This window comes from Streptomyces sp. NBC_00086 (assembly GCF_026343255.1).
Lineage (GTDB): Bacteria > Actinomycetota > Actinomycetes > Streptomycetales > Streptomycetaceae > Streptomyces.
Genome location: NZ_JAPELZ010000001.1, coordinates 1,971,893 through 1,988,335, shown reverse-complemented (window position 1 = coordinate 1,988,335; position 16,443 = coordinate 1,971,893). Strand labels below are relative to the sequence as shown.

General features: G+C 71.3%; 13 protein-coding genes. 8 read left to right on the top strand and 5 right to left on the bottom strand.

The features are described from left to right. Positions 1-12 precede the first annotated feature (12 nt). Entirely contained in the window at positions 13-663 is a 651-nt protein-coding gene (locus OG276_RS08790; RefSeq protein ID WP_266903911.1) for a thymidine kinase, read from the top strand. 32 nt (positions 664-695) lie between these two features. Here the strand turns inward: OG276_RS08790 and OG276_RS08785 are convergent, their stop codons facing one another. Both OG276_RS08785 and OG276_RS08780 read right to left on the bottom strand, forming a co-directional pair. Further along, complete coding sequence (locus OG276_RS08785; RefSeq protein ID WP_266903910.1) at positions 696-1,292, bottom strand: ankyrin repeat domain-containing protein; 597 nt, start codon at positions 1,290-1,292, stop codon at positions 696-698. Between the two features lie 52 nt (positions 1,293-1,344). Beyond that, positions 1,345-1,917 carry a heme-binding protein gene (locus tag OG276_RS08780; RefSeq protein WP_266903909.1) on the bottom strand — a complete coding sequence of 191 codons (573 nt, stop codon included), beginning with the start codon at positions 1,915-1,917 and terminating at the stop codon, positions 1,345-1,347. Positions 1,918-2,211: 294 nt separating this feature from the next. Between OG276_RS08780 and OG276_RS08775 the strand changes: the two genes are divergently transcribed. From OG276_RS08775 to OG276_RS08755, 5 genes are all read left to right on the top strand, one after another. Further along, positions 2,212-3,378, top strand: a complete 1,167-nt coding sequence (locus OG276_RS08775; RefSeq protein ID WP_266912625.1) for a sensor histidine kinase — start codon at positions 2,212-2,214, stop codon at positions 3,376-3,378. 193 nt (positions 3,379-3,571) lie between these two features. Further along, entirely contained in the window at positions 3,572-3,982 is a 411-nt protein-coding gene (locus OG276_RS08770; protein WP_266903908.1) for a hypothetical protein, read from the top strand. After that, the gene (locus OG276_RS08765; protein ID WP_266903907.1) at positions 3,982-4,545 is read left to right on the top strand and encodes a hypothetical protein; all 564 of its coding nucleotides are present in this window, start codon (positions 3,982-3,984) and stop codon (positions 4,543-4,545) included. Before OG276_RS08770 ends, OG276_RS08765 begins: the two co-directional genes overlap by 1 nt. Then, a complete protein-coding gene (locus OG276_RS08760; protein ID WP_266903906.1) occupies positions 4,545-9,173 on the top strand; it encodes a putative T7SS-secreted protein in 4,629 nt (1,542 codons plus the stop codon). Before OG276_RS08765 ends, OG276_RS08760 begins: the two co-directional genes overlap by 1 nt. Before the next feature lie 7 nt (positions 9,174-9,180). Continuing rightward, a complete protein-coding gene (locus OG276_RS08755) occupies positions 9,181-9,651 on the top strand; it encodes a hypothetical protein (RefSeq protein WP_266903905.1) in 471 nt (156 codons plus the stop codon). Positions 9,652-9,669: 18 nt separating this feature from the next. On the opposite strand, the gene OG276_RS08750 is transcribed toward OG276_RS08755, so the two are convergent. Beyond that, on the bottom strand, positions 9,670-10,518 hold the full coding sequence (locus OG276_RS08750) for a hypothetical protein (RefSeq protein WP_266903904.1): 849 nt from the start codon (positions 10,516-10,518) through the stop codon (positions 9,670-9,672). A gap of 164 nt (positions 10,519-10,682) precedes the next feature. On the opposite strand from OG276_RS08750, the gene OG276_RS08745 reads away from it, so the two are divergent. Then, positions 10,683-10,970: a hypothetical protein gene (locus OG276_RS08745; RefSeq protein ID WP_266903903.1), complete on the top strand. Its 288-nt coding sequence runs from the start codon at positions 10,683-10,685 to the stop codon at positions 10,968-10,970. A gap of 22 nt (positions 10,971-10,992) precedes the next feature. Here OG276_RS08745 and OG276_RS08740 read toward each other — a convergent pair whose 3' ends face one another. Next, positions 10,993-12,018, bottom strand: coding sequence for a toxin glutamine deamidase domain-containing protein (locus tag OG276_RS08740; protein ID WP_266903902.1), 1,026 nt, complete (start codon positions 12,016-12,018; stop codon positions 10,993-10,995). A gap of 226 nt (positions 12,019-12,244) precedes the next feature. Here OG276_RS08740 and OG276_RS08735 point away from each other — a divergent pair, with 226 nt between their 5' ends. Next, positions 12,245-14,212, top strand: a complete 1,968-nt coding sequence (locus OG276_RS08735; RefSeq protein ID WP_266903901.1) for an NAD(P)/FAD-dependent oxidoreductase — start codon at positions 12,245-12,247, stop codon at positions 14,210-14,212. A gap of 86 nt (positions 14,213-14,298) precedes the next feature. On the opposite strand, the gene OG276_RS08730 is transcribed toward OG276_RS08735, so the two are convergent. Beyond that, positions 14,299-16,272, bottom strand: a complete 1,974-nt coding sequence (locus tag OG276_RS08730; RefSeq protein ID WP_266903900.1) for an NAD-binding lipoprotein — start codon at positions 16,270-16,272, stop codon at positions 14,299-14,301. Between the last annotated feature and the right edge of the window lie 171 nt (positions 16,273-16,443).

Here is a 16,443-nt window from a genome sequence, read left to right as displayed (position 1 = left end):
CCTGTACTCCCCATGCCCGAGCTGGTGTTCTTCTCCGGAACGATGGACTGCGGAAAGAGCACGCTGGCGCTCCAGATCGCCCACAACCGTGACGCGCGGGGTCTGCAGGGCGTGATCTTCACCCGTGACGACCGGGCGGGGGAGGGGAAGCTCTCCTCCCGCCTCGGCCTGGTGACGGAGGCGGTGGAGGCGCCGGAGGGCATGGACCTGTACGCGTACGTGGTCGCCCAGCTCACCAAGGGCGGCAAGGCGGACTACGTGATCGTGGACGAGGCCCAGTTCCTGGCCCCTGCCCAGATCGACCAGTTGGCGCGCATCGTGGACGACCTCGACATGGACGTCTTCGCCTTCGGCATCACGACGGACTTCCGCACGAAGCTCTTCCCCGGCTCCCAGCGCCTGATCGAGCTGGCGGACCGCCTGGAGCAGCTCCAGGTGGAGGCCTTGTGCTGGTGCGGAGCCCGCGCCACGCACAACGCCCGTACGGTGGGCGGCGAAATGGTGGTCGAGGGAGAGCAGGTCGTGGTCGGCGACGTGAACCGCCCGGCGGGGGAGATCGGGTACGAGGTCCTGTGCCGTCGCCACCACCGCAAGCAGATGACGAGCGCCTCGGCCCACGCGGGCGCCCTCTCCCCGGACGTCCTCCCGGTCAACTCGGTCTGATCGCGAGCCCCTTGCCCGTCCCGTGGTCGTTCCTACCGTACGGCCCTGAGCAGGTCGGCGATCTGTGTGAAGCCGCGGCGTTCCGCGTGTTCGAGCGCGGTCACGCCGTCGCCGTCCGGAAGGTGCGCCGTGGCGCCGGCGGTGATGAGCAGTTCCACGATCTCCTGATGGGCGCGGCCGCCGTCGCCGAGGATGACGGCTTCGAGCAGTGCGGTCCAGCCGAGCCGGTTGACGTGGTCGACGTCGATGTCGGTTTCCCGGAGCAGGGCCCGCACGTAGTCGACGTGGCCGCGTTCGGCGGCGGGGATCAGGGCGATGCCGCCGAAGCGGTTGAGCCGGGTGAGGTCGGGGCGGGCCGGGAGCAGGGTACGCATCATCCGGACGCTGCCGGTGACACCGGTGACCAGCCAGGGGCTGTCGTCGCGGTCGTCCTGGGCGTTCGGGTCGGCGCCGGCACCGACGAGGACCTCGGCCGCCGCCACGTGGTCACCGAGGGCGGCGAGCAGGAGCGGGGTGCGGCGGTGTTCGTCGCGGGCCTCGATGTCGGCGCCGGCGGCCAGCGCCGCGCGCACGGCGTCGGCGCCGCCTTCGCCGGCGGCGGCCAGCAGGTCTCGGTCGGCAGGGGGCATGGGGGTCCTCCTCGGGTGGGTCAGGGCGCGTCGCGCCGTCAGGCCTGCGCTGCTACTTGTTCAGCGCGGCGACACCGGCCTGGGCGAACTTCTCGTCCAGGTCGCCGGAGGGCGCGCCCGCGACACCGATGCCCGCGATCGGGGCGTTCTTCGCGGTGACCGGGGCGCCACCGCCGAGGAAGAGGGTGCCGGGGATGTCCTTCAGGGTCGGCGTCTGGGCGAGGCGGCCGGCGAGCACCGAGGTGGGGGAGTTCCAGGACACGGCGGTGTAGGCCTTGCGCTGGGCGGCGTCGTAGGACTGCGGGCCGGCGCCGTCGCCGCGCAGCGTGACGATGGTGTTGCCGTTGCGGTCCACCACCGCGACGGTGACGCGCTGGTTCTCCTTCTTCGCGGCGTCGAGCGCCGTCTGCGCGGCCCTCGTGGCGGCGTCGATGGTCAGGTGGGTCGACTGGGTCAGGTTCTTGTTCTTGGCATCCGCCTTCGCATCGGCCTGGGCGGCCGGGGCCTGGGCGGCCGGGGCGGCGCTGGCGGCGTAGGCGCCGAAGCCGCCGAGGGCGAGGGCGGCGACCAGGGCGCCGCCGGTGATCGCACGGGTGCGCTGGGAGACCTTCTTGACCTGCTGCATGTGTACCGGCTCCTTGATGAGGGGTGGGGGCCGTCCGTTCCGGCTGCCCCGCTCTGACATCAATCCTGGGCCCGGCGGCGGCCCTGACCCGTCGACTGGCCGGGTGCCTGCGGCGGGCAGGAGGGGGGACACGCGGGTCATCCGATCGGTTGACCCCGGTACGGTCACACTCGGCGACAATGTGACTGTTTGTCCACTTCGGGGACCCTATGTCAAGAGGTGCACGTGCGGCCCGACCCCAGCGACCCCTCCGGCTCCGGCGGTGATCCGGACGACCGGTGGCTGGCGCTGGTCATGCGCGTCACCTTCTTCGTGCTGGTCGGCACCTCGATGGTCCGCTTCGTCCAGCGCCACACCCAGGAGGCCCGTGCCCCCTGGGTGATCGCCCTCGCCGTCGTGCTCGCCGTCCTCTACCTGCTGGGCCCCGCCACGGAGGCCAAGGCGCCCCCGGGCCGTGGCGGCAGGCCGTGGCCCCCGGCACCCCGGCTGGCCTGGCTGGGGATGGTCGTCACCGCGTGGGCCGTCCTCGTCCTATTGGCGCCCAGCTTCGCGTGGGTCGCGGTCCCCCTCTTCTACTCCGTGCTGCGCACCCTGCCGCCCGTCGCCGCGTACGTCCTCGTCGTGTTCCTCACGCTCCTCGTGATCTTCGCGCAGCTGACGCTGGCCCCCCGCTTCAACCTCGACCTGGTGATCGGCCCGGCCGCCGTCTCCGCGCTCACCACCGCCGTCTTCCTCCACATGCAGCGGCAAGCGGCCCGCCAGCACGCCCTCATCGACGACCTCGTCCGCACCCGCCGCGAGCTCGCCGCCACCGAGCGCCGCGAAGGTACCCTCGCCGAACGCCAGCGGCTGTCCATGGAGATCCACGACACGCTCGCCCAGGGCCTGTCCAGCCAGCGGATGCTGCTCCAGGCCGCCGACCGGACCTGGGACACCGACCCGGCCAAGGCCCGCGGTCACGTCCGCACCGCCGCGTCCATCGCCGAGCTCAACCTCGCCGAGGCCCGCCGCTTCGTGCACGACCTCGCACCCGCCGACCTCGCGCACGGCAGTGGCCTCGACGCCGCGCTGCACGCCCTCGCCGAACGGGAGTCCGGCGCCGGACTCACGGTGCGCGTCCACATCGACGCGGGCGGGCACGTCACCCCGCTGCCGGAACGCGTGCAGTCCGCGCTGCTGCGCATCGCACAGGGCGCGCTGGCCAACGTACGGGAGCACTCCGGTGCCACCACCGCCGCGCTCACCCTCACCCGGCTCGACGATCAGGTCGTCCTCGACGTGGCCGACAACGGACACGGGTTCGACCCCACCGCCCTCCCCGAGGTCCCGTCCGGCGTGCGCGGACACGGCGTCCCGGCGATGCGCGTCCGGATGCGCCAGCTCGGCGGGACCCTGACCATCGAGTCGGCGCCCGGAGAGGGCGCCGTCCTGACCGCCGCCGTCCCGGTCCCCGCCCCCTGAGAACACCGGGCACCGGACGCCCTCCCGGCCCGCATCGTGACCTCGGCGCCGGCCCGCGCGGGCGCCCTCTCCCCGGACGTCCTCCCGGTCAACCCCGGCTGAGAGGGTGTCCCGGGGGGTCTGAGGGAACCGGTGGGGCTCCCGATAGCGTGTTCTTCCAGGACGCTGCCTGGCGCCGGAGGGGATGCAAGCCATGGAACTGACCGCAGAGATCGCGGCGATTCGGGACGGGCTGGGTGATTCCGGCCGTCTGGTGGGGGAGTTCCGGCGGGCGGTCCTGCTGGTTCCGCTGGCCGATGGTGCTGACGGTGGTCTGATGTCGGCGGTGTCGGGGGGCATCCGCTGGATCTACGCGTTCACCGATGAGGAGGCTTTGGCCCGGTTCGCGGCGGCGCGCGGTGAGGCGGAGGCCGGCCGGGAGTGGGAGTTCCTCTCGGTGCTGGGTGCGCGCCTGGTCGATGAGGTGGTTCCGTTGGCGGATGCTCCGGCGGGTGTGGTCGTGAACGTGGCGGACGAGGACGGGTCGATGTTCTTCCCGCCGGTGGCGGGGATCGTTCCGGACGCGAATGCCGTGGATCTGGTCGGTCGTGGGGAGGCCGTCTGATGGCGGGCAACGGGGATCTTGAGGTTTCGCCGGCGGCGGTCAAGAACATTCAGGACGGTCTGCGGGCGGCGATCGGGGAGCTGCGGGAGTCGGGGGACGCGGCCGGTGCCTCGATGGGTGCGGGCTTCGAGAATCTGGCGATGACGGGGATGGAGGCCGGGCACGCGGGTCTGGCCACCGATTTCGAGGATTTCTGCGAGCGCTGGGAGTGGGGCGTACGCAGCCTGGTGCAGGACGCGAGCACGCTGGCGCAGTCGCTCGGGATCGCGGCGGGCACGGTGTGGGAGGAGGAGCAGTACCTCCACGGCACGTTCCGGGTGGTCGCGAACGCGGCGTACGGCAATCCGCACGCCAGTGAGGACGAGATCGAGAAGAAGCCGTGGGGGGACATCTTCTCCGCGGACGTCTACAAGCCCGATTACAGCCCGGAGTCCTTCGAGAAGAGTGCCGAGGACATCAAGAAGACCTGGTCGGAGACGGGGGACACGGTCAGCTCGAGCGGGCGGATCGGTTCGCTGAAGGACCTGCTGGAGCAGGCGAAGCGTGACGGGGACGGTCACTGATGGGCTGGCGGGATTTCGTACCGGACGTCATCGAGGACGGCGTCGAGAAGGGTGCCGAGAAGGTCGGTGACGCGGTCGAGTGGGCCGGCGACAAGACGGCCGACTTCGCCGAGGACGTCGGCCTGGACGACGCGGGCGACTGGATCCGTGACAAGAGCCGCTCCGCCGCCAATCAACTCGGCGCGGACGTGGCCGAGCTGGAGCTGGGCCAGACCGAGGACCCGAACAAGCTGGTCTACGGCAGCGTGTCGAAGATACGCGCACAGGTCTCCCACCTGAACGACTTCAAGGCGTCCTTCGACAAGGTCGGCAACGGCCTGAAGGGCATGGGCGAGCCGGACGGCCTGAAGGGCAAGACGGCGGACTCCTTCCGGGAGTCGGTGGCGAAGGAGCCGCCGCGCTGGTTCAAGGCGTCCGAGGCCTTCGGGAAGGCCGCCGACGCGATGGGCCGGTTCGCGGAGACCGTGGAGTGGGCGCAGGGCCAGGCCAAGGAGGCGCTGGAGGAGTACAACCGGGCGAAGAAGGTCTCCGGCGAGGCCCGCACCGCGCACAACAAGCTGGTCGACACCTACAACAACGCGCTGAAGGCGAAGCAGGATCCGCTGCCGCCCCGCCCCTCGGAGAACTTCACCGATCCGGGGACCGCGATCGCGACGGCCGCGCAGGACAAGCTCGACAGCGCCCGCAAGCAGCGCAACGACGTTGCGGAGACCGTCCGTACGGCGGTCCGCGCCGCACGTGACGCGGCTCCGCCGAAGCCCTCGTACGCCAAGCAGCTCGGCGACGGCATGGATTACCTCGACCTCGCCAAGACGCACCTGACCGGCGGCGTCATCAAGGGCACGGCCGGGATCGTGAACTTCGCGCGGGCGCTGAACCCGATGGATCCGTACAACCTGACGCATCCGGCGGAGTACGTCACGAACCTGAACTCGACGGCGGCGGGTCTGGTCACCATGGCCAACGACCCGCTCGGTGCGGGCAAGAAGATGCTCGACGAGTTCATGAAGGACCCCTCCGAGGGCATCGGCAAGCTGATCCCGGAGCTCATCGGTTCCAAGGGCATGGGCGCCCTGAAGAAGGTCGGCTCCGCCGCCAAGCACGCCGACGACCTCAAGGGCCCCGGTCGCACCGGCCTGGACAAGGACGGACCGAACCAGCGGGACAAGCCGGACTGCGACAAGCAGTGCGACGGGACCGACCCGGTCGACCTCGCCACCGGCCGGATGTTCTTGCCTCAGACGGACATCGTGCTGCCCGGCACCCTGCCTCTGGCCTTCACACGCCGTGCGGAGTCCGGTTACAAGGGGGGCCGTTGGTTCGGTCCGTCGTGGTCCTCCACCGTCGACGAACACTTGGAGATCGACCCCGAGGGCGTCGTCCTGGTCACCGCGGACGGGCTGGTCGTCGCGTACCCGCACCCGGCACCCGGGGTCCCGGTGCTGGCCACCAGCGGCCCGCGATGGTCGTTGGACCGGACTCCGGAAGGCGATTACACCGTCACCGACCCGGCCCTGGGCCGCATCCGGCACTTCACCGCTCCCGCGGACGGCGAGGGCGAGGGCGAGGGCGACGCGTACGGACACGCGGTGATCGACTTCATCGAGGACCGCAACGGCAACACGATCACCTTCGAGTACGACGCCGAGGGCACCCCGCTGGGCATCGCCCACAGCGGTGGCCACCACCTGCGCTTCGAGACCGCCGACGGCCGGATCACCGCGCTCCACCTGACCGGCGGCCCGCGCGTCGTGGCGTACGGCTACACGGACGGTCACCTCACCGAGGTCGTCAACTCATCCGGTCTGCCCCTGCGCTTCGGTTACGACGAGCGCGCCCGCATCACCTCGTGGACCGACACGAACGACCGCCGCTACGAGTACGCCTACGACGAGCGGGACCGCTGCGTCGCGGAAGGCGGCGCCGCCGGCCACATGGCCCTCACCCTCGCGTACTCCGAAGCGGACCCCGGGACCGGGCTGCGCGTGACCACGGCCACCACGGGCTCGGGCCACACCCGCCGCTACGTGGTCGACGAGGCCTACCGTGTGGTCGCCCGGACCGACGAGCTGGGCGCCACCCTGCGGTACGAGTACGACCGCCAGGGCCGGCTGGTGGCGGAAACGGACGCGCTCGGTCTGACCACCCGACGCACCTACGACGCACGCGGCCTGCTCACGGAACTCGTCCGGCCGGACGGGCGCCGGGGCCGGATGGAGTACGACGACCTCGGCCTGCCGGTGAAGGTGGTCGCCGAAGACGGCCGGGTCTTCCGCCAGACCTACGACGAGCGGGGCAACCGCACCTCGGTCACCTCGCCCACCGGAGTCGGCAGGACGGCCGAGTACGGCGATCGAGGGCAACTGATCTCCCTGACCGATGCACTCGGTGCGGTCACCCGTGTCGAATGCGACAGCTCCGGCCTGGCGTCCCGTGTGACGGACCCTCTGGGCGCCGTCAGCCGCTTCGAGCGGGACGTCTTCGGCCGGGTCGTCCGATTCACCGACCCGCTGGGAGCCGTCACCCGCATGGAGTGGACGGTGGAGGGCAAGCCCGCCCGCCGGATCGCCCCCGACGGCAGCGAGCAGTCGTGGACGTACGACGGTGAGGGCAACTGCCTCAGCCGTACGGACGGGCTGGGCGGCAGGACCGTCTTCGAGTACACCGACTTCGACCTGCTCGCGGCGCGGACCGGGCCCGACGGCCTGCGGTACGCGTTCGACTACGACGGCGAACTGCGGCTGACCCGGGTGACGGGCCCGCAGGGGATGTCCTGGGACTACGCCTACGATCAGGCCGGCCGGCTCCGTTCGGAATCGGACTTCGACGGGCGCACGGTCGAGTACGGCCACGACGCGGCGGGGCGCCTCGTCTCACGGGCCGACGGCGGGGCCGAGCCGGTCACCTTCGCGTACAACGCACTGGGCCAGACCGTCCTCAAACGGAGTGCGGACGGTGTCACGGAGTACGAGTACGACGTCTTCGACGAACTCGCCGCCGCGACGACCCCGGACGGAACGCGGCTGACCCGGCTGAGGGACCGCCACGGCCGCCTCCTGTCCGAGACCGTCGACGGCCGCACCCTCACGTACGGCTACGACGAGCTGGACCGGCGCGCGGCGCGGACCACCCCCGGGGGAGCGGAGAGTCGCTGGTCCTTCGACGCGGCCGGCCGGCGCAGCACGCTCGTCACGTCGGGCCGCACCGTCGCCTTCGACCGGGACGCGGCGGGCCGCGAGGTCTCCCGCACGGTCGGAACCGCGGCCACCGTCCTCCACCAGTTCGACGAGCTGGGCCGGATCACCGGCCAGCAGGTGGCGGGGCGGGACGGCGCCCTCCTCCAGCGGCGGGGGTACACCTACCGAGCCGACGGCCGACTGGCGGGGATCGAGGACGCCCTGGGGGGCGCCAGGACCTTCGAACGGGACGCGGGGGGCCGGATCACGGCCGTCCGGGCGCAGGACTGGACGGAGCGGTACGCCTACGACGAGGCGGGCAACCAGAGCGCCGCCTCCTGGCCCGACGGCCACCCGGGCGCCGAGGCCCGCGGGGAGCGCGCGTACGAAGGCACCCGCATCGTCCGAGCGGGCGCGGTGCGCTACGAGCACGATGCCCGGGGTCGTGTGGTCCTGCGCCAGAAGGCGCGGCTCTCCCGCAAGCCGGACACCTGGCGCTACACGTGGGACGCGGACGGGAGGCTCACCGGGGTGGTCACTCCGGACGGGACCCGCTGGCGCTACCGCCATGACGCGCTGGGCCGACGGACGTCGAAGCAGCGTTTGGCCGACGACGGTCGGGTCGCCGAGGAAACGCTCTTCACGTGGGACGAGAGCATCCTGTGCGAGCAGACCACGACCTTGGCGTCCGCGGCCTCCGGTGACCCGGAGGGGGAGGACCGCTCGATGGTCGTCTCCTGGGACCACAACGGGCTGCACCCGCTGGCCCAGACGGAGCGGATCGTTGCCGACGCCACCCAGGAGACGGTGGACGAGCGGTTCTTCGCGATCGTCACGGACCTGATCGGCACTCCGAGGGAACTGGTCGGCGAGGACGGGGAGATCGCCTGGCGCGTCCGGGCCACGCTGTGGGGCGCCACCGCGTGGAACCGCGACGCGACCGCGTACACGCCACTCCGCTTTCCGGGCCAGTACTACGACCCCGAAACCGGCCTGCACCACAACTACTTCCGCACCTACGACCCCGAAACCGCCCGCTACCTCAGCCCGGACCCGCTGGGCCTGGGGCCGGCGCCGAACCCGGCCACGTACGTCAACGACCCGCTGACCTGGACCGATTACCTCGGCCTGGCCCCGGAATGCAAGATCGGGGAGGCGGACCCGGCGAGTCAGGGGGGCAACCTCCCCATGCTGGCGGACAAGATCGCCGCACACGGCGACGTCAAGAACCGGGGCATTCCCGGGGTCGACGACCTGGACGTGCCGGAGTACCTGGAAGACATGATGACCAACAACCCGGGGGTGAAGATGCGCAGTACGCCTTCGGGTACGCCGCGATGGGCCTGGTGGGACGATTCGACCGGCACGATGCTCATCCGCGAAGGGGAGAACGGCACCTTCATGCAACCGGACCGCGGCTACGACTACTACTTGGAACAGATCAATGAATGAGGCACGGATGACCGGGACCCCCGAGACGGACGCCTTGTGGGCGCGGTTGTCGCCCGCGGCGGTGGCGGCGGTGGCCGTCGTCGACGCGGAGAGGCTGGAGCTGGAACGGGCCCGCCTCGCGCCGGAGCGGCGGGAGGCGGTCACGGAACCGGTGTATTCCGTACGTCGGCGGTTCGAGGCGTGGGAGCGCCTGGGGCGGATCCTGGAAGCGGGACCCCGCCCGGAGGAGTTCTACCCGTTCAGCGCCTACGAGAACGACCTCGACGGCAGGGACGCGCTGGCAGAGGTGATGGAAGCCCTCCCTGCGCCGGTGCGGGCGGAGCTGGCGGAGATGCTGGACGCACTGGACGCCCGGTTCGGGGCCGCCACCGACCAGGACGTGACGGGAGCGCTCGACCCGTGGTTGCGCACCGCGCGCGGCCGGGCGCCGCAGGCCCACGTCTGGTGGTGGCGCGTGCCGAAGTCCGCTCCGTGGTGAGCCCGGACGACCTCCCGGTCAACCACGCCTGAGCGCCGGGTAGGTGAGGTGCCACGAGGCGAAGCCGCCTACCTTCCAGCCGGGCGCGATGGACAGATCACCCCGGTACGTCACCTCGTCCTCCTCGTACGTGTCGAAACCGGAGGAGCCGGAGGCGCCATCGCCCTCTTCGACCTCTTCGTGCTCTTCGTCGTCTCCCACCTCCCACGCTTCGATGGCCTCCTGCAGGTCCTCGTCCAGCAGACCCTCGTACTCGTGCTCCACCACTTGTTCGGGGTGGAGCACGCACGTGTTCGGGACGCATCCGTCCCTGCCCACCACCACGGGTTCAGGGATCACTTGGAGGACCTCGCCCACGTCCTGGGAGCGCCTCCACTTCAGCACGACCTCGATGGTCCGGTCGGGGCCGTGCGCTTCGAAAGGACACCAGAGGACCTGGAGCAGGTCACAACCGTCCGGTCCGGTCAGGTCGGGGACGTCGCGTACGAAGAGCTGCGCGGCGGCGAGCAGCGGAATCGGGTCCGCGTCCGCGATCTGCGGGGCGTGCCGCCCGGGCCGGAGGGTGTCGAGGACCTCGCGTTCCGCATCGGTGGGACCCGACTTGGGATCGCGGTGCCATGCCTCGTCGAGGATCCGCCGCCGGAGGCGCACGTCTGACAGACGATGCCCTCTGCCCTTGCGATGGACGGCGGTGCACAGGGGCCACGGTTCGTCGGCGGGCCACAGGAGCGGGCCGGCCACCGAGCTGTCGTCTGCCTTCGGGGAGCCGGGGCGCGGGTGGAGGCGCGTGCTGGTACGGCGGTGGTCGCCGAGGGCGGGGAACAGGGCCTCGGCGTCGACCGGGCGGGGCGGGGTGGTGCGGGTCATGAGATCCTCACTTGCTGTTCGGGGTGGTCGCGCCGGTCCGGCGAGTTCGTGGGGCCCTGGGCCCTGGGCCCTGGGGCCGAGTGACCGGGTCATGGTCCCCTTGCCGGAATACGACGTCCCTGAACTGCCGTCGGAACAGATCTCGGAATGCGTTCGAAGGGCTCATGAGCATGGCGTCTGACGCCCACCGGCTCCTCATCATCTCGGTCGAGAGCCCAGAAGCCTCGCGGGCCGTGTGCGTGGTACGGAGCCTGTACGGCCCCGCACGCGTCGGGACGCTCTACCGGCTGCCTTCCCCGGCGGACGGAACCGTGGAACTGACGGAGATCGAGTGGTACGGGCATCCCCGGGAGGTGCTCGACGAAACGCACCACGGGAAGGTCTGCCTCGTCGGGCCCGGTGCGGGCGCGCTGCGGGCCGAGGAAGCCCTGGCGGTGCAGGAACGGAGGTGACCGGGCGAACCCGGTCACGAATTCAGGCGCTACGCCCGCCACGTCCCCTGAACCGCCGTGCCGTGCCGTGTCGTGGAGCGCCTGCGCGAATCCGGGCGAAGACCAGCTCCCGCAGCCCGACCGTGTCCAGTCGCGCCAGACCGCCGGTCATGCCGTCCAGGAACACCACGGCTCCGTTGTTGTTGTGCGCGTACACGAGGTGGCCACTGACCTCGGTCCCGCGGATCTCCCGCCGCACCCACACCACGCCCTGCGTGCCGGGCCCGGACTCCTCGGCCTGCGTGATCACCTCGTCCCAGTCGGCACACCGCACCTGCTCGGCCGTCGGGAAGTAGCGCCGTAGCAGCAGTTGCCACCACCCCGGCGCCTCGTGCGCCGGCTGCCACGGCAGTGGCGTGGACGGCCGGCCCGCGATCGCGGCGGCCACCGTGACCACGCATCCACGCGAGTTCAGCCGCAGCGCCTGCCCCTCCGGATCACGCTCCACAGGGTTCTGCGTGTATGCCGCAGCATCGCCCCAGGGATGATCGGCCGCCGGGTGGAACGGCACCCCGAGGTCCTTGGGCACCACCACGGAAGCGGCCAGCATCGGGGTCCGCGGGGAGCCGGGCTGCTCGATCGACCGGCACGCGAACAACCACGTACCGGCATCCTCGGCGACCGGTGCGGTGCTTGCCAGTTCGACCAGGCCGCGATAGGTGGTGAGCAGCCATTGCAGGGCCGTCTGCCACGGCTCGGCACGCACGGTCCTCGCCAGGCCGGCGGTGTCCCAGCCGCCGTGCCGAACGTAGGCGAAGTACTCGCCCAAGGGGAGGTGCGAGGGAGGGAAGCGCACCGGGGCGCCGTCCTTGGGGACCAGGACCATCGTGGTGAGAGGGCCGGCCGCGGCGGTGGTGTCGACGCGCTGCCGGGTTACGTACCTGATGATCCAGGCCAGGTCGTGTTCCTCGCTCAGCTGCGGCTGGACGACGACGGTCCATGGCTCGTGGGCGAATGCCCGTGCGAGGTAAGGGTGCGCCGTTTCCACGGCCTCGTTCAACGTGAGCATCTCTGGTTCCTGACCGTGCCGGCGATAGGCGATGGGGGATAGACGATGGGGGATAGGGGGACATGGGAAGTGCTCGGGCTCCCGAAGGTGCCCGGGGGCCTCAAGGTCGCTCGTACGAAACCCAGTTCGTCAGCGCCGCGCGGAGGGATTCGCACGTCCGGGTGGTCCTTGCCCGCGCGGGCGGCTTCTGGTCTCCACTGCCCGGGCGGGCGGCAAGAGTTGGGTCATGATCATGGATCCCGATGCCAACTCCCAAACCCCTGATGCTTCCGGAGCCTCCGGCGAGCCCGCAGTGGCGGCCTCCCACCGGCCCTCCCGCCGTACCGTCATCGCCGGCGCGGCCGCCGTCGCGGCGGCCGGCGGGCTGACGGTGGCCGTCACCTCCGCCGAGACCTCGCAGGCCGTCCCCGGGGTCGCGGTCGCCGACTGGGACACCTGCCTGACGATCGCCCGGGCCATCCTCGTACGGGACGACCAGGACCAGCCGCTCGTACCGCGCTACGCCGACATCCTGCTGAACAACGGCCTGCCCCGCTCGCGCCGCCCCGGCAAGAAGGTGCTGATCGTCGGCGCCGGGCCGGCCGGCCTCACCGCCGCGCACCTCCTGCGCGAGGCCGGACACAAGGTCACCGTCATCGAGGCCAACGCCAACCGGGTGGGCGGCCGGATCAAGACCTTCCGCACCGGCGGCCACGAGAAGGCGGCCCAGCCCTTCGCCGACCCCAAGCAGTACGCCGAGGCCGGCGCGATGCGCATCCCGGACAGCCATCCGCTGGTGACCGGACTGATGGACGATCTCGGCCTCAAGCGCAGGCGCTTCCACCTGGTCGACGTCGACGCGTCCGGCCGTCCCGCCTACCGGACGTGGATCCACATCAACGGCATCCGCGTCCGCCGCGCCGACTACGCGCGCGCCCCGCAGGCGCTCAATCGTTCCTTCGGAGTGCCGCAGGCGTACGAGTCCGTGCCCGCCTCGCAGATCGTCCGCGACGCCTTCGCCCCCGTACGGGGGGAGATCGAGGGCAAGAAGGACAAGGAACTCGTCGAGGGCTGGGCGCGCGTCATCCAGCGCTACGGACACATGTCGATGTACCGCTTCCTGACGGAGGAGGCCAAGCTCGACGAGCGGACCATCGACCTGATCGGCACGGTCGAGAACCTCACCTCCCGCCTGCACCTCGCCTTCGTGCACAGCTTCATCGGCGCCTCGCTGATCAGCCCCGACACCGCCTTCTACGAACTGCCCGGCGGCACCGCCACCCTGGCCGACGCGATGTACGCGCGCGTCAAGGACCTCGTGCGCCTCGACCGCCGTGCCACCCGCATCACCCACGGCGAGGGCAAGGTCACCGTCGAGACCGTCTCCGAAGGCCGCGGCGGCAGCCCCGTGCGGCGCGAGACCTTCACCGCCGACACCGCCATCATCACCGTCCCCTTCTCGGGGCTGCGCCACATCCCCGTCACCCCCGCGCTCTCGTACGGCAAGCGGCGCGCGGTCACCGAGCTGCACTACGACGCCGCCACCAAGGTGCTGCTCGAATTCAGCCGCCGCTGGTGGGAGTTCGACGAGGCGGACTGGAAGCGCGAGCTGGAGACCGTACAGCCCGGGCTGTACCGCAAGTACCAGACCGGGCAGAGCCCGGCGAACGGATCCCTGCTGGGCGCCCACTCCTCCGTACCCGAGGGCCACGTCTCCGAGGGCCAGCGCTCCCACTACGCCGCCAGCCGCGTGGTCACCCGCGATCAGCCCGAGGCAGCCCGCGTCATCGGCGGCGGCTCGGTGACGGACAACCCCAACCGCTTCATGTTCCAGCCCTCCTACCCCGTCGAGGGCAGCGCCGGCGGTGTCGTCCTCGCCTCCTACAGCTGGTCGGACGACGCCCTGAAATGGGACTCCCTGGACGACGAGGAGCGCTACCCGCGCGCCCTCGCAGGAGTCCAGGAGGTGTTCGGGCAGCGCGTCGAGGTGTTCTACACGGGCGTCGGCCGCACCCAGTCCTGGATGCGCGACCCGTACGCGTACGGCGAGGCGTCCGTACTGCTGCCCGGCCAGCACACCGAGCTCTTCCCCCATGTCCGCAAGGCCGAGGGCAACCTGCACTTCGCCGGCTGCCACACCTCCATCAAGCCCGCGTGGATCGAGGGAGCCCTGGAATCCGCGGTGCGGACCGCCCTGGAAGTGCACACGGCGTAGCGGCGGCCCCGACGGCGGTCGGCGTCGGCTCCCCGCCGCCGGCCACCGGCACCGGCCACCTGCCACCGGCCGTCAGCCGCCCGTCGTCAGCTCTCGGCGAGCACGATCAGCCAGTCGTCCTCGCCGAAGCGGACGCGCCGGCGCTTGTCGGGATTGATCCGCACCCCGTAGTCAGGCCCCGTGCTGCTCCGCGCCCGCAGCCGGTAGCCCACCGCGCACTCCCCGCGCCGCCGCGCAGCCTCGACGGCGGTGGCGAACGAGACCTCATGACCGGCCCGTACGTAGTCCGTGGCCGGCTTGAGGTGGAACTCGTGGCCCTCCGCGTCGAAGAGCTCCTCGAAGACCGCGGCGAGGTAGGGGCTCTCGGAGATCTGGGTCATCAGCAGGCTGATCAGCCTGCCGCTCACGATGAAGTCGGCGCCGTCCTGCGCCGGTGCGAGGAGCCGGTTCCCGTCGTCGGACATCTCGGTGGTGAGTACGATGTCCCGCTGCGCGGTGTCCCCGATGGCCCGCAGGTGCAGCAGGGTGACCAGCGTCCGGTCGTCCGCCCGCGCCTGCGGATCCGTCACCGGAGCGAGGGGGGCCATGGGCGCGTCCGCGGCCTCGGGCTCCGTCTCACCGATCACGATCACGCCGTCGTACGAGGGCACGTCCAGCTTGGCCAGGGTGATCGGGTCGGTGACGTCACCGTCGTGGAAGGAGACTTCGAGGCGGGAGCGCACGGCCGTGACGCCTCGGGCGCCGCCGCCCGTGGCCGCGTGCACGCCGAGCGCCACGACGTCCAGGGTGGTTCCCGGGGCGACGTACTGGTCGAGCTGCTCGATGACGAGCGGGGCGCGGCGGTTCCAGCCGAGCAGGAGGAGGCGTTCGGCCCGGGCGGTCGCGGGTGCGGCCGTCACGATCGCGGCTTCCTCGACGTGGGCGGCCACCTCCGCCCGTACGGCCGTGTCGTCGTCCCGGGAGATGACGATGATCCGGTCGGCCGGGCCGATCACCGTCCCCGGGTCCGGATTGAGGGTGACGTTCCCGCCGCCGTGCAGCAGGCCGACCGCCGAGGACGTGTCGAAGGACAGCAGCGCCTCGCCGAACATACGTCCCACGAGGTCCCCGGGTGCCACCGGATAGAACTCGTCGCCGTCGAAGTCCAGTAACTCCGCGTAGACCAGCGAGAGACCGGGCTGCCGGGCCGTCGAGACGAGGAGCCGGGCGACGATGTCGTCCACGCACAGGACGTGTCCCGTGGGCCCGGCGGCCAGCCTGGCGGTCAGGTGGTTGCGGGAGTCGCGGACGGCGGCGACCACCACCGCCCCTTCCCCTCCCCCCTCCCTTTCCGTTCCCTCCGCCTCCGCGGAGCCGTGGACGGCCGCGTCGAGGGCCAGGAGGGTCTTCACCACGTGGGCGTCACCGGTGTCCCCGGTGGGAGGGAGCACCAGCACCGCCCTCGCCGTGCGCGGGCTCACCCGGCGCAGCTCGGCCGGGTCGGTGGTGCTCCCGTTGCGGCAGATGATCCGCGTCCTGCCGCTGTCGCCGACGCGCGCGGAGATCTCCTCCTCCATCCACACCTTGTCCTGAGGGGCGAGCACGGCGATCGCGGAGCGGCGCTGGTTGGCGTTGGCGGCCACCAGTTCCCCGATCACCGGGAACACCTGGTCCGACCAGCCCAGTACGACGGTGTGCCGGGTCTCCAACACCGTGGAGTGACCTCGGCGCAGCAACATGATGCGCCGGTTGATGCCCGTGGTGATCAGACTGACCAGGGTCGACACGAACAGCAGCGCCACGAGCGCGAGGGAGACCGAGGCCAGCACGTACAGCGGGGAGCCGACCGCACCCCCGATCTTCAGGGTCTGGCCGACGCTGACCCACACGGCGGTGAGCCGGCCCGAGAGCGTGTCCGGGGCGGCCCGGTCGGACCAGACGAGGACCGCGCTGGCCGGAACGACGACGGCGAGGCAGGCCAGGGCGAGCCAGCCGATGAGCGCGGTCGTGCCGCCCGAGAGCAGATGGTCGAAGCGGTACCGGAGCCGGAGCCGGAGTGACGTCGTGTGCTGCTGCGCCACACAAGCTCCTGTACATAGGTCGACGCGCCGATCGGAGCGGCTGCCCGCCACCTGAAGTCACCCTAGACAGATGTGTGCTCCGACCCCCTCGAACTCCACCGGCCTCACCCAGAGGTATGAACGCCCCGTTCACGCGGTTCGGCCTGCCGGGCCTCGCGCCGGATCCTGACG

What these genes read in the sequence shown, in the direction of transcription:
- OG276_RS08790 (WP_266903911.1), top strand. Translation starts at nt 13, where the DNA reads ATGCCCGAGCTGGTGTTCTTCTCCGGAACGATGGACTGCGGAAAGAGC.
- OG276_RS08785 (WP_266903910.1), bottom strand. Translation starts at nt 1,292, where the DNA reads ATGCCCCCTGCCGACCGAGACCTGCTGGCCGCCGCCGGCGAAGGCGGC.
- OG276_RS08780 (WP_266903909.1), bottom strand. Translation starts at nt 1,917, where the DNA reads ATGCAGCAGGTCAAGAAGGTCTCCCAGCGCACCCGTGCGATCACCGGC.
- OG276_RS08775 (WP_266912625.1), top strand. Translation starts at nt 2,212, where the DNA reads ATGCGCGTCACCTTCTTCGTGCTGGTCGGCACCTCGATGGTCCGCTTC.
- OG276_RS08770 (WP_266903908.1), top strand. Translation starts at nt 3,572, where the DNA reads ATGGAACTGACCGCAGAGATCGCGGCGATTCGGGACGGGCTGGGTGAT.
- OG276_RS08765 (WP_266903907.1), top strand. Translation starts at nt 3,982, where the DNA reads ATGGCGGGCAACGGGGATCTTGAGGTTTCGCCGGCGGCGGTCAAGAAC.
- OG276_RS08760 (WP_266903906.1), top strand. Translation starts at nt 4,545, where the DNA reads ATGGGCTGGCGGGATTTCGTACCGGACGTCATCGAGGACGGCGTCGAG.
- OG276_RS08755 (WP_266903905.1), top strand. Translation starts at nt 9,181, where the DNA reads ATGACCGGGACCCCCGAGACGGACGCCTTGTGGGCGCGGTTGTCGCCC.
- OG276_RS08750 (WP_266903904.1), bottom strand. Translation starts at nt 10,518, where the DNA reads ATGACCCGCACCACCCCGCCCCGCCCGGTCGACGCCGAGGCCCTGTTC.
- OG276_RS08745 (WP_266903903.1), top strand. Translation starts at nt 10,683, where the DNA reads ATGAGCATGGCGTCTGACGCCCACCGGCTCCTCATCATCTCGGTCGAG.
- OG276_RS08740 (WP_266903902.1), bottom strand. Translation starts at nt 12,018, where the DNA reads ATGCTCACGTTGAACGAGGCCGTGGAAACGGCGCACCCTTACCTCGCA.
- OG276_RS08735 (WP_266903901.1), top strand. Translation starts at nt 12,245, where the DNA reads ATGATCATGGATCCCGATGCCAACTCCCAAACCCCTGATGCTTCCGGA.